Origin of the sequence: Robinsoniella sp. KNHs210 (assembly GCF_000686105.1) — a bacterium.
Taxonomy (GTDB): Bacteria; Bacillota; Clostridia; order Lachnospirales; family Lachnospiraceae; genus Robinsoniella; species Robinsoniella peoriensis.
Map to the genome: position 1 here is coordinate 121,254 of NZ_JMLZ01000002.1, position 13,946 is coordinate 135,199.

11 protein-coding genes are annotated in these 13,946 nt (G+C 41.5%); all 11 read left to right on the forward strand.

Annotated elements, in window-relative coordinates; translation table 11 throughout:
* Positions 1 to 30: 30 nt before the first annotated feature.
* The 11 genes from CD03_RS0107445 to CD03_RS0107495 all read left to right on the forward strand — a co-directional run bounded on the left by CD03_RS0107445 (position 31) and on the right by CD03_RS0107495 (position 13,933).
* Positions 31 to 1,299: an amidohydrolase family protein gene (locus CD03_RS0107445; protein WP_027293104.1), complete on the forward strand. Its 1,269-nt coding sequence runs from the start codon at positions 31 to 33 to the stop codon at positions 1,297 to 1,299.
* Positions 1,300 to 1,508: 209 nt separating this feature from the next.
* Positions 1,509 to 2,264, forward strand: coding sequence for an alpha/beta fold hydrolase (locus CD03_RS0107450; RefSeq protein ID WP_027293105.1), 756 nt, complete (start codon positions 1,509 to 1,511; stop codon positions 2,262 to 2,264).
* 206 nt (positions 2,265 to 2,470) lie between these two features.
* Positions 2,471 to 2,803, forward strand: a complete 333-nt coding sequence (locus tag CD03_RS0107455) for a helix-turn-helix domain-containing protein (RefSeq protein ID WP_027293106.1) — start codon at positions 2,471 to 2,473, stop codon at positions 2,801 to 2,803.
* Between the two features lie 120 nt (positions 2,804 to 2,923).
* Complete coding sequence (locus CD03_RS0107460) at positions 2,924 to 3,640, forward strand: LytR/AlgR family response regulator transcription factor (protein WP_027293107.1); 717 nt, start codon at positions 2,924 to 2,926, stop codon at positions 3,638 to 3,640.
* Positions 3,637 to 4,941 carry an ATP-binding protein gene (locus tag CD03_RS0107465; protein WP_027293108.1) on the forward strand — a complete coding sequence of 435 codons (1,305 nt, stop codon included), beginning with the start codon at positions 3,637 to 3,639 and terminating at the stop codon, positions 4,939 to 4,941. Before CD03_RS0107460 ends, CD03_RS0107465 begins: the two co-directional genes overlap by 4 nt.
* Before the next feature lie 468 nt (positions 4,942 to 5,409).
* Positions 5,410 to 6,438 carry a LacI family DNA-binding transcriptional regulator gene (locus tag CD03_RS0107470; protein WP_027293109.1) on the forward strand — a complete coding sequence of 343 codons (1,029 nt, stop codon included), beginning with the start codon at positions 5,410 to 5,412 and terminating at the stop codon, positions 6,436 to 6,438.
* Between the two features lie 483 nt (positions 6,439 to 6,921).
* Positions 6,922 to 7,950, forward strand: coding sequence for a LacI family DNA-binding transcriptional regulator (locus tag CD03_RS0107475; RefSeq protein ID WP_027293110.1), 1,029 nt, complete (start codon positions 6,922 to 6,924; stop codon positions 7,948 to 7,950).
* 55 nt (positions 7,951 to 8,005) lie between these two features.
* Entirely contained in the window at positions 8,006 to 8,968 is a 963-nt protein-coding gene (locus tag CD03_RS0107480; protein ID WP_027293111.1) for a hypothetical protein, read from the forward strand.
* A gap of 16 nt (positions 8,969 to 8,984) precedes the next feature.
* On the forward strand, positions 8,985 to 11,048 hold the full coding sequence (locus CD03_RS0107485; protein WP_027293112.1) for a glycoside hydrolase family 36 protein: 2,064 nt from the start codon (positions 8,985 to 8,987) through the stop codon (positions 11,046 to 11,048).
* A 125-nt stretch (positions 11,049 to 11,173) separates the two neighbouring features.
* Positions 11,174 to 12,907, forward strand: coding sequence for a hypothetical protein (locus tag CD03_RS0107490; protein WP_027293113.1), 1,734 nt, complete (start codon positions 11,174 to 11,176; stop codon positions 12,905 to 12,907).
* A gap of 93 nt (positions 12,908 to 13,000) precedes the next feature.
* Positions 13,001 to 13,933 carry an ABC transporter permease gene (locus CD03_RS0107495; RefSeq protein WP_027293114.1) on the forward strand — a complete coding sequence of 311 codons (933 nt, stop codon included), beginning with the start codon at positions 13,001 to 13,003 and terminating at the stop codon, positions 13,931 to 13,933.
* The last annotated feature ends 13 nt before the right edge of the window (positions 13,934 to 13,946 follow it).

A 13,946-nucleotide genomic window follows, 5' to 3' on the forward strand; every position in this document is an offset into this window, starting at 1 on the left:
TAAGAAATGATGAAATGGGGGAAGCGACACATGAATATACGTTTATATAATGCAAGAATTTTAACACTGGCAAATGGATTTGAAATTGAACGTGGGGAAGTACATGTTAAAGGCAGTTTGATTTCATATGTGGGAGAGGAAAAAGAGAACAGGGAAAACTGGGACAGGGAAATCAACTGCATGGACAATTTACTGATGCCGGGATTTAAGAATGCACATACCCACTCCGGGATGACCTTTCTGCGCTCTTTTGCAGATGATATGCCGCTGCTTGACTGGCTGCATCAGCAGGTCTTCCCTATGGAGGCGAAATTAAATGCAGATGATATATACCACCTATCCAAGCTTGCCATTATGGAATATCTGACAAGCGGAATAACTGCTAATTTTGATATGTACCTTACTCCGGATACTATAGCGCAGGCATCTGTGGACTGTGGCTTTCGAACCGTCATGACCAGTGGATTAAACGACTTTACCCAGTCGGTGGAGCTGATGGATGAGTGGTATCGGAAATACAATCGTTATCATGAATTAATCAGTTTTCAAATTGGATTTCATGCAGAATATACCACGTCCAGAGAATTGTTAGAAGGAGTGGCAGATCTGGCCGGGAAATATCAGGCTCCCGTTTATACCCATAATTCCGAGAGTCTTTCTGAAGTTGAGGGATGCATGGAACGCAATCATATGACGCCTACTGCTTATCTTAATCAGTTTGGGATGTTCCGATATGGAGGGGGAGGGTACCACTGTGTGCATATGACGGAAGAAGATTTACAAATCTTTCAGGAACATGGAATGTCAGTCATAACCAACCCCGGCTCCAATGCTAAACTGGCAAGCGGAACAGCCCCCATTAAAAGAATCCTGGATCTGGGAATCAATCTGGCGATAGGCACAGATGGCCCGGCAAGCAATAACTGTCTGGATATGTTCCGTGAGATGTTCCTAACTACCGGATTAGCCAAACTCAGGGAAAATGATGCGTCCGTAGTAGATGCCAATCAGGTACTCTATGCAGCGACCGTTGGCGGCGCAAAGGCAATGGGATTAAAAGATTGTGATACCTTAGAAGAAGGAAAACTGGCGGATCTGATCCTGATTGATTTGAACCAGCCCAATATGCAGCCTATAAATAATATAACAAAGAATATTGTATACAGCGGAAGCAAACAAAATATTAAGCTGACTATGGTAAATGGGAAAGTGCTGTATGAGGACGGGGAGTTTCATATTGGTGTGGAGGCACAGGAAGTGTACGATAAAGTCAGACAGATTACGGAAAGTAAAAAATAATTTATGAACTAAAAAATACAAACACAATTAATAAACTAAAACGAATAGCCAGGACGAATAGCCAGGACGAATAGCCAGGACGAATAGTCAGAACTAATAGCCAGAACTGATAGCCAAAAACGAATAAACAAAAACGAAGCCAGAACTAATATCCAAAAAACGAATAAACAAATAGAATAAATAACAACTAAATTTAACGGAGGAAACATATGCCATATTTTATATTTCGAGACAAGAAATGCTGGTACGAAGAAAATGGGGAGGGATATCCCCTTGTGTTACTGCATGGTAATACCGCGTCATCCAGGATGTTTGCAGAAGTTGAAAAATTGTACCGAAAGAATTTTAAAACCATCTTGATTGATTTTCTGGGGCATGGAAAATCAGAACGGGTGGAAGAATTCCAGACAGATTTATGGTTTGACGAAGCGATGCAGGTAATAGCATTTTTAGAACAAACCGGCTATCAGAAGGTAAACCTCATCGGAAGCAGCGGTGGTGCCCAGGTTGCAATTAATGTTGCGTTAGAGCGGCCGGATCTGGTAAATAAAGTAATAGCTGACAGTTTTGAAGGGGACACCCCTTTGAAGGCATTTGTAGAAAATGTTATAGAAGACAGAGAAGCATCCAAGCAGGACGAAGGTATAAGGGGCTTTTATATATTTAACCATGGAGAAACCTGGGAACAGGTAGTAGACTGTGATACAAAAGCGATCCATGATCATTACATAGGGAACGGGAAATTCTTTCACAGGCCTTTATCAATGCTTAAGGCAGATATATTATTTACAGGAAGCCGCGAGGATGAGTTTGCAACGCCTCAATTTTATGATGATGTGTATCAGGGACTGATTGAGAAAATTGGGCATGGCAAAATAAAGCTCTTTGAAAAAGGCGGACATCCTGCACTGTTGTCAAACGGGCAGGAATTTTATGAGGCAGCATGTAGTTTTTTACAAGAATAGAGAACGCATAAAAAAATTTTAATGCCAACAGCTTAGTTCTGTATGGGAGAAAAGGTTTTTACTATAATCATTACATGGATTTTTTGCAAAAAATCAATGAATAGTTATATAAAAATATAATTATTAGAATGATTTAAACTTATAGTCCATTATAATTTTGCCGTATCTTGCATAAAATAAAGTCAAATGCAGGAGGGAAGAGCAATATGGTAGTGGATTATATCGAATTAGGAAAAAGAATCAAGAAGATTAGAAAAAGTAAAGGCATTACCCAGGAACAGCTCGCGGAAAACATTGGCTTATCTACACAATATATCAGTAATCTGGAAACTGCTAAGTCGAAAGGCAGTCTGGAAACAATCGTGAAAATAGCCAATATTTTCGAAGTCTCCGTGGATGAACTTTTATGTGACAGTGTCAAGAAATCGAGAGATTTTCAATTGAATGATATTACGATGGAAATGCGTGATTGTACTAACAAAGAGATGAAAATGATATTAAAAGTAGTAAAAGCGTTAAAGGGAGGGATGAGAGAATAAACAGAAAGCCGTATGTGTAGAGCGTACGGCTGTTTTTATATATAGTTTAAAAAATTGATGAAGTACATCGGTTGCAGGATAAAGTGTGGGAATGAGATAAATACTATGGAGAGTGCAGTTATGGTTAATATTGCAGTTGTAGATGACAATGAAAATTGTGCGGATTTGATAAAACAGAATATTATTAATTATTTGAACAGCGAGAGGATAGAGAAAAATGTAGAAGTCTTTGGGAGTTCTAAGCAGTTATTATTTGCTTTAGGCGGTAACAAAAGTTATCAGATCTATTTCCTGGACATAGAGCTACCGGATATGGACGGTTTAACACTTGCAGAAAAATTAGTCAAGCAGAGTGTTGAATCTTATATTATATTTATTACTTCGCATTTTGAAGTGGTTCTGGATGCTTTCAAGGTGAGGGCATTTCGTTTTATCCCCAAAGAAATGCTGGAAGAAAAGATTCCGGAAGCTCTTGAGGCAATTCAAAAGGAACTCAGTCTTCAGGCCGAAGAATACTATATTATTAATACGGAGCTGCGGTTTGAAAAAATATTATATCGGGATATCATCTATATATTCAGGGATGGCAAGAATGCTGTATTTGTAACGAAAACAGGCAGCAGGCATGAACGGAAGAGCCTTCGCCAGGTATATGCAAAATTGTCGCCAAGGGATTTTGTTTTTATTGAAAAAGGATATATCATTAATATTTTTCATGTAGTTGGTTTGATGGGCAATGTTCTGGAAATGGAAGGCCGGATTAGTCTGAAGGTCAGCCAGTCCAGGCTGAAGGAAGTAAAAGAGAAAATACATACGTTCTGGAGGTATTATAAATGAACATATTTCTGGAAGGAATGCAATTTCTATTAACAGCGGCAGAAATACAGCTTTGTTTGAAAATGATGGGGATCTTCTTTGATAAAAGAGTATCCGGAAAAAAATATAATGTATTAATAGAGATCGTAACGATCTTCGTTGCGGCTATACTGGTTATGAACAGACGGGTTCTTTTATTTTCAAGATGGGTTCTGCTCCTGACGATCTTACTGGTCTTTCTTTCCGGATTTTTGCTGTACCGGCAGAGTATTATACAAATTTTTACAATCTCTGCAATTTTCAATATTGGTCTGGCTTTGTCTGATCTGATGAACATATATCTGGTAAGCATTTTGGTCAGACGGCCTGATTTTGGGATTATAATTGATAATGATTTAAGTGTCAGCAGGGTCCTTATTCTGCTGTTTACAAGAGTGGGAGCATTTATTTTATATAAACATTTAAAAGGTCTGTTTGAAAGGTCGTCCATTCGTATCAGCTATTATACAAAGGGACTCCTTATGCTTAGCGGGATTGGATTTATCGGAGTATCAAACTTTCAGAAGGTTTATGCAAATGAAGTCAGTATGGGATTTATAGCTGACTGGTTTTTGTTTTTGGCTCTGATTCTTATGATTGCTATGATATTTGGACTTTATGTAATGTATCGGAACGAAAAAGAAAATACCAAGATGATACTTATCCGAAACCAGCTTTTGGAAGACAGCTGGGGTGATTTGAATCAGATGTACCGCGATAATCAGAAGATTTTTCATGATTTAAAGAAACATGTGAATATTATGTACCGGTATATGAAGGTGGGAAAGCAGGAAGCTGCTATGGAGTATATGGAAAGTATTATTGGTCCGGTAGAGGCATTAAACGAATGTGTATGGTCGGGTAATCAGATTATAGATTTAATCTTGAATTACAAAAAGACAGAGGCTATACATAAAAATATTCATATGAAATGTAAAGTAGAGAAATTGAATAAGGTTATGGTAAAAGACAATGATATATGTGTTATTCTGGGAAATCTGCTGGATAACGCCATTGAAGCGTGTGAATTAGTCCATTATGGGAAGAAATGGATTTCTGTGGAAATATCACAAAAAAACAGACTGCTGTTGATTTCTGTTAAAAACAGTATGGAAGTTCAGCCAATAAAAAGAAATGGACGGTTTGAGACCGGTAAAAAGGACAAGAAACTGCATGGCCTGGGGATGGAAAGTATTCAGGCGGCAGCGGATAAATATGGAGGTTGTGTGGAGTATGAATTTGATGACAAAATATTCAGGGTTTTTGTGACTTTATTTTTCTAAAGCGTGTCTCAGAATCCTAAGTATGTGGTCAAAAAACCTATCGTTAACGGACATCGCAGGACAATATTAAGAAAATGTGTTATGATTTCCCCATAGCAAGCAATGGTATATAAGAACGAAGGAGGAGATTAATGACAAGAAATGGATATCGGGGAATTTTGGGAGAAAATGTGTGTACCCGATAAGAAGTGTGAGTGAAGAAAAGTTAGTGGGAAAATTCCTGACGCTGTAACAGAAGGCAGCGGTTCAGGAGAAAAATGAATGTAAAGGTAAGGCAGAAGCATGGGAGAAAAGCTTTTGCCTTATTTTTCTCTGGATTTTCAGGAATAATGTAATTTTGAACAATGCCATTTCAATAAAAATATGGAATTTTGGAAACGGATAAAGTATAATGGAAATGCAATCCGGTATTTTCCGGCATTGCCTGTCGGATTTTGGATAAAACATAGGATGAAATGAGGAAATCGGATGGAACGTGTGACAATGAAGGACATATCAAGAGAAGTGAATGTCTCTGTAAATGCTGTTTATAAGGCTTTGAATGGGAAAAGCGGGATTAGCCAGAAAACCAGGGAAGCCATTTTGAAAAAAGCAGATGAGCTGGGGTATCAGGTGAACCGTGCTGCGCAAAGTCTGGCACGTAAGCCCATCTGCATCGGAATCATTGCAACTGAGGAATGGCCAGAATATTATAATAATTTAAAAAAGGGTATACAGTTGGAGTTGGAGCAGCTGGCTGATTATAACATTTTGGGGAAATTTTATACGATTTCAGCACCTTATACCAAGGAGAAGGCCATGCAGGCAGTTTCGGATTGCCTGGACGATCAGGTGGACGCTATTATTGCCTGCTCCTTCCATCAGGATGCAGGCAATAAAGGATTTGTGGAAGCCATGAATAAGCTGGCTGTTCCGGCGGTGGCATTGGGGTCCGGTTTGGAGGGATTTAACTGTCTGTGCTGTGTAAAGGTAGATACCTATACTTCGGGAAGACTGGCAGCGGAACTCATGAGTCAGATAATACAGCCGGAGCAGGCTGCGGTCGCGTTTATTGGAAATAAGGATTTTGCGGAGCATAAAGAGAAAATGTCGGGCTTTTTGGAAGAAGCTAATGATAGAGGTATGAAGGTTGCAAGTGTCTTTGAAACACAAGATGATTCGCAGATTGCGTATTATTTGACGGATAAGCTTCTGGAGAGCGGTTCCAATATCGGCGGAATTTACATCGCAACGGGCAACTCGGTTGCCGTTTGCAAATGCCTGAAGGATCACAAGGTTAAAAATATTAAGATTTTGGGAACGGACGTTTTTGAAGAACTCAGAAGTTATGTGAAGGATGGAACCATGAGCGGAATCATATTTCAGAATCCTGTAAAGCAGGGCAGATATGCCGTGAAAATGCTTTATCGTCATTTGGTTGAGCACGCGGAGGTGGAAAAGGAGCTCTTGATTGCACCCCAGGTTGTATTGAAAAGCATCATTGATTACTATTCTTGAATATTATCCGAATGAGAACACTTATATCTATGAAGTAACATAGGTATAGGTGTTTTTTATTATAGGAAAAATGCACTCTTTAAACTGTATGAATAAAAAAATGGATGTAAAACCATATCTTAGTGCTAGAGAGAAAATAACTATATACAAAATGCATAAAAAGTAAAAGGTTTTTCTGGATATATTCACAAATATACCATAACATAATCAGGTATAAGAAAAAAGTATTAAACATAATGGATAAAATAAATAAAAAAGACTATTGACATACGAAAAAGTATATAGTATTATGTGCTTAAAGGATAAACGTTCACCCTGTAAAAAAAGAAAAAAGTATAGACTAATACAGTTTATAAGAAGATTTATCTAAAAAACGAGTTAAATACAGAAGAAATTACTTTGTATAAGTGAAAAACTGTTATATAACGCATCATTTAAGCGACGACAATAAGATAAACGTTTATCCAAGAAACGAGGATTAAAATGCAGCGTGTAACAATGAAGGACATATCCAGAGAAATGGATGTCTCTATCAATACGGTGTACAAGGCTTTGAACGATAAAAAAGGAATCAGCCAGAAAACCAGAGACATTGTTCTAAAGAAGGCGGATACTATGGGGTATCGGGTGAACCGTGTGGCACAAAGTTTGGCACGGAAGCCAATACACATTGGAATCATTACAACAGAGGAATGGCCGGAATATTATAATGAATTAAAGAAAGGTGTACAGCGAGAGCTGGGGCAGCTAGCGGACTATAACGTTTCGGGAAGGTTTTATACAATTTCAGCACCTTATACCAAGGAGAAAACCATGCAGGCGGTCACGGACTGCATAGAGGATAAGGTGGATGCTATTATCATATGCTCCTATCACCAGGATGCCGATAACAAGGGCTTTGTGGAGGCGGTGAATAAGCTGGCGGTTCCTACAGTGCTGCTAGGTTCCGATTTGATGGGCTTTGAACGCTTGTGCTGTGTGAAGGTGGATACCTATGTCTCGGGAAAGCTGGCAGCGGAATTTATGAGTCGTATTGTACAGAAGGAGCGAACAGTAGCGGTTTTTATCGGAAATAAGGACTTTGTTGAGCACAAAGAAAAGCTGGCAGGCTTTTTAAAGGAAGCGGACAGCAACGGCTTGGAGGTGGAAGGAGTTTATGAAACACAGGATGATCCTCAGATTGCCTACTATTTGTCTGAAAAGATTTTAAAGGGCAGCGAAAGTATTGGCGGTGTGTATATCGCAACGGGGAATTCGGTTGCGGTATGCAAATGTTTGAAGGACAACAATATCAAGAATATTCAAATATTGGGAACCGATGTTTTTGAGGAGGTCAGAAGCTATGTAGAGGATGGGACGATTAGTGGAATTATATTCCAGGATCCCATAAAGCAGGGAAGATATGCCGTAAAAATGCTTTATCGCCATTTGGTGGGACAGCTGGAGGTGGAAAAAGAGGTTTTAATTGCGCCCCGGGTTGTTTTGAAAAGTATTATTGACTATTATTTATAGTTCCCCAGGTTCTGTTTATTCTGTGGGTACGTTGAGTGAAAGGGAGGAAGTGACAATGGGGATATTGACATATGGCTCCTGCTATAAGGATAAAAAATCCGTTGTAATAGAAAATGATTGCATAAGAGCGGAATTTTTACCAGGGTGCGGAGGGAAGATGGTTTCCCTGGTTTACAAGGAAAAACAAAAGGAATTATTGGTGCAGGCACAGTCCTCTGCTTATAAGGAATATCACTATGATGGGAACTATGTTGAGGCAGAATGCAGCGGGTTTGACGACATGTTTCCCACCATTGACCCGGTCTACTATGAGCAGTATCCCTGGTCAGGAATCAAGCTGCCGGACCATGGGGAGATATGCAGCCTTGAATGGGATTATGCAATGGAGGACAGTTGTATTCGCATGTGGGTATATGGTGTCCGGCTTCCCTATCGGTTTGAAAAGGAAATCCGATTTTATTCTGAGAGCCGCCTTTCTATTAGGTATCGGGTTTTGAACCTCAGCCAATTTGATATGGATTTCCTTTGGGCGGCACATGCAATGCTTGAATCGGAAGAGGGAGCGGAAATATTGCTGCCAAGTATGGAGGATCCCAAGCTGACTTGTGTGTTCGCATATGATGCCGGGTTTGGACTGTACGGAGACAAAATGACCTGGCCGGTGACACGGCGGCGGGATGGCAGTATTCAGAATTTGAGCACTACCCCTGCAATCCGGGAGGATGGAAATAATTATAAAATTTACTTTGACCATACTCTGGGGGAAGGTTGGTGCGCCTATCGATACAATCAGACCGGTATGAAGCTGACCATGTACTTCCCGGTAGAGACTGTTCCGTATTTTAGTATTTGGGTAAATGAGGGAAGCTTTCACGGATATCATAACATTGCGTTTGAGCCCTGCACTGGGGCATATGATCGGATAGATCTGGCTAGAATGCATAAGCAAAACAGTGTGCTTCCTGCAAAAGGGGAATATAAGTGGTATCTTAGTTTTGAAGCAGAATCAATAAGATAAGAGAGAGAGGAAGATTATGTCTTACGAAAATTGTCTGAAAAAAATAGGAGCATCTCAACTTCCGCCGTTTACTATTCAGTATGGACGGAATCAGCTGGATAACATTGACAAGGAGTGGAAGTGGAAAGACGAAATTGCCTGGCAGGATAGTGACAGAATCCTACACAAAAGAGTCTATGTATCAGACGATGGGCTGATTCGGCTCACCTGTGAAATGACTGAATTTTTGAACAACAATGCAGTGGAATGGATTCTTTATCTTGAAAATATTGGAACTTGTCATTCGCCTGTAATCTCCAACCTTTTGCCGCTGCATATGAATTTGACAGTGGATCCAGACATCATTCCCTCGGTTCTGTATTCTAAGGGCTGCTTCCCGGAGGCGGGAGTGGACAACTATGCGCTGCGCAATTATCCGTTGAAGCCGGGTAGAAAATTTCAGATTGACAGCCCCGGAGGCAAGACAATAGAATCGATTCCGTTTTTCAATATCTGTCAGAATGGCCGCGGCTGGATTGGTGCGGTGGGCTGGGCAGGCAGCTGGATCATATCTGCAGAAAAGACAGGAGCTGATGAAATAGAACTGAAGGCCGGCATGAATGAGACTAACATTTCCCTTAAGCCAGAGGAAAAGATCAGAACCCCAAGGATTCTGCTGATGCCATGGGAGGGAGAGTGGATTGAGGCTCAGAACAGTCTTCGCAGACATAATCTTATTTATCATACACCCCATTACAACGGAAAACCGGTGGAGGTTCCCATTTGCCACGGCGGCTGGGGCGGCCTGAAGGAGGAGCATGCGCTGGAATTGATGGATAAGATTCAGGCAGAAAATATGCAGTATGATGCTTTTTGGATGGATGCTGGCTGGTATGGACCGGATCGTGAGGAAGACGAATATCAGGTATTTGGCGAGGAAGACTGGTTTTTGTATACCGGTGACTGGCGGATCAACAAAACAGCCCATCCCAGAGGACTTAAGCCAATCAGTGATGCGGCTCATAAACATAACATGAAATATCTGCTTTGGTTTGAACCGGAGCGTGTAGTGGTGGGAACACCCATCAGTAAGGAGCATCCGGAGTGGATTATTGGAGATAAGGCTACGAATTTTGGTGGACATAAGGATCTTCCCTACGTTCGGTTCGGACTGTATGACTTCGGCAATGAGGAAGCTAGAAAATGGATGACAGATATGATTTCCAGGACGATTTCGGAGATTGGAATTGACATTTTTCGTCAGGACTGCAATGATTCAGGTTTGGCATATTATTGGAACTCTGTGGATACACCGGACCGTAGGGGAATGACCCAGATCCGTTATGTGGAAGGGCTGCTGGAGTTTTGGGATGAGCTAAGGCGTAGGCATCCGGATTTAATTTTCGACATTGTACAGAGGGGAGACCTAGATACGATTACCCGTGCAGTGGATTTATCCCGTTCAGATTATCCCATTGCCCCAGATTCCGATCCCATAGGCAATCAGATTGCAACGGAGGGATTGTCTTTCTGGCGTGCTCATTACGGTACCCTGGTCACCACCATACCGGAGGATACCTACCATATGCGAAGTGCGTTTTGCCCCGGAGTAGGTTTTGCCATAACAGATTTAAACGGTACAAGGGAACAACTGGGAGCTTTTAAAGAGCGTGAGTTTCCGTTCTCTTGGGCACGCTCCATTATGAACCAGCTCCGCCGTGCAAGGCCATATTATTACGGTGATTATTATCCACTAACGATTTCGGGACTGAATCAGGCAAAGTTATTTGGAGGTCCTTGGGCATATGAAGAAAATGTATGTTCCTTTGAGCGAACTGACTGGTTTGCTTATCAGATGAATCGTAAAGATCTTGAGGAGGGCATGGTAATGGTTTTGAAAAGGCCGTTCAGCGCTTATTGCACAGCACAGTTTGTCCTGCGCGGATTAGAAGCGGAGGGAATGTATGAGATAGAGGATGTAGATACGGAAGAACGGATATGTAAAAAAGGCTCAGAGCTGTCAGAGACAGGACTTGAGATTACAATTTCTGAAAAACCGGGAAGCAAGTTGTATTTCTATAGACAAATGCAAGAGGAATAAAATCGGCAGGAGAAGCAGGAAAGATGAAAGTATGATTAATCAAGGGATGTGAAGGGTGTATTACCCGAAAAGGGTTTGCCCTTGATATAATAAATAAAACCATATGAAAGGGAAAAGGTGTATTGATGAAAAAACATGTAAAGGCGGTTTCGTTATTATTGAGTGTTACTTTGACGGCAGGTACACTACTGATGGCAAGCGGCTGCGGTAACGGGGGAAGCAGCGGAGAAGCACCCGACAGTGAAAAGTCCGGAGGAGAATCAACAGACTCGAAGGGTTCGGATGAGGAAGCGTCCGACAGTGCAGAGGGAAAGTCAGATGATCTGGTCATCTTAAATGCGTGGGTAGGCAATGCTTTGGTTTCGGCAGCTACCTCCGTTAATCAGATGGACACTGAAATCGGAAGGCTGATTGCAGAGAAAACTGGAGTTGCCTTTAATACGACCTTCCTGAATTCGGGAACAACAGCAGATGAAGCATTTAATCTGATGATAAGCGGAGGTGGATATGAGGATTATGATGTTATCATGCTGCCGTCCTCAACCACCATGTCAATGACCTGGCAGCAGAAGCTGGTTAACTCGGGGGCAGTAGTTCCAATTGATGAATATTTAAACCAATCTGACAAATATCCTAATTTAGCTTCAATTCCCTCCGAGGTGATGGATTTATGCAAGTATGAGAACGGCAGCATCTATGGCTACCCTCATAACTGGTATGAGGATATGGAATCCAAATACGGGTTCTGGGCAGCCGATGGATGGTACATTTTCCCGGAATATCTGGAAGCGGTGGGTATGACGTCAGATGACGTCAAGGATCTGGAGGGAATCGAAACGTTTCTGAAAGCCGTGAAGGAGAAGGGGCTGCAGAACGAATCAGGACAGACTATACAGCCAATGTCAATGGGCGAGGCGGGTGAATGGTATAGGAGCCTTCTGACTTCCTTCGGAGTTTCCACGGCGGGAAGCGGTTTCCATGAGGTGGATGGCAAGATGCTTCACTTCAGGGATCACATTAAAACTATGGAAGCAATGAAGTGGATGAACAGATTGTACAATCAAGGGCTGATCGATCCGGAATTCATTACCCAGAAAAATGATCAGTTGACAGAAAAGATTATGACCAAGCGGGTTGGTCTGGTGATGACGAATGCATTTAACTTCTGGAGTGCAGTGACGGTAGGCAAAAATGAAGCCAGTGAAATGGATATCCTGGAGTACCCACTGGCGGATGGAATAGAAAAAGCCGGAGCGGCTGCACAGTATGATCCCTATGGTACACCCGCGCTTTATGTCACAAAATCATGCAAGAATCCTGAGGCAGTTGCAAAGTTAGTTGACTATTTTGCGGAGCAGGGTAAGTACAGACAGTGGGAGCTGAGCTATGGCCCCCGTGGTACAACCTGGGACTTTGATGAGGATCTGGGAGAGCCGTATTTCCAGATCACCGATGAGAAGCTGATTGAAGCCATGAACGATTACAATGCTATGACCGAATATGGCTATACAACCACAGTGGGCGTTGCGCCTTTCGATAAAGATTTGAATTACTATCGGAAGGAAAATGAGGAACAGCTATTCTGGATTTTCAATATGCATAAATCGAATTCTGAGGTAGAAGGCTATGCAATTAAAAGACCGGACTCGGATAGAATCCAGTTTTCAGCCAATGGTGCTTACACTACCAACTTTAGTATTTTGAAGCAGTTGGATAACGACTATTTCAGCAGACTGGTAGCCTGCGGTGAGGCAGAATTTGACACTTTGTGGGCAGAGTATCAGGCACAGCTTGAGCAGCAGGGGCATTGGAGTGAGGTAAAGGCAGAGTTTGATACGGAATATGCAAAAATGAAGTAAGACAGTGATTTGTCCGGTGTGGTGTGGCAGTGAAAAGATGTGAGAACACTGCCACGTTTCACCAAATACGAGTAAAAGGATGGAGGAGGAAGTATGTTGCGGACAAACAGCCAGGTAAGAAATAAACGTTCGGTAAAAAAGATAATTCAGAAATATTCATGGAATTATTTATTTATTTTGCCGGGCATTGTACTGTTGTTTCTGTTTTCCTATAAGCCGATGGTAGGAATCTTGGCAGCTTTTAAGGATTACAGAATGGAATTGGGACTTTGGGATAGTAATTGGAATGGTCTGAAAAACTTCTCCTTTTTAACCGATCCGTATTTTTGGCAGTCCTTTAAAAATACCATACTTATAACCGTTTTAAGGACAGTCATAAATTTTCCTGCACAGATTATATTTGCGTTGATACTCAACGAGCTGGCAAACGGAAAATATAAGAAGCTGGTTCAAAGTGTATCTTATATCCCCTATTTTATATCCTGGATTGTTGTTGCATACATATTGAACTCGTTACTGGCTCTGGATACAGGTGTTGTCAATTCTATGCTGGGTTCCCTGGGGATGGATCAAATACATTTTATGGGAAAAGTGGAATATTTCAGAGCATTGATTGTCCTCAGTTATTTGTGGAAGAACCTTGGCTGGGGAGCGATTATCTATATTGCGGCACTTGCCAACATTGACCCACAGCTTCATGAGGCTGCAAAGATAGATGGGGCTGGACGAATTAAACGTATTTGGCATATTAATCTGCCTGGTATTGTTCCTACTATTGCTATTATGTTAATTTTAACAATGCCTTCCTTACTGTCGGCGGGCTATGATCAGATTCTGCCGTTGTCGAATCCGGTTAACATGGAGGTTTCAAATGTGCTGGATGTTTATATTGTGCGATTAGGACTTGCACAGGCACAATACAGCGTGTCTACAGCAATTGGCCTGGCGTTATCCGCAATAAATCTGATACTGGTAGTAGCGACGAACAGCATTAGCCGAAGGCTCAGTGATTCCAGCTTGTGGTAAGCAAAAGTATGCA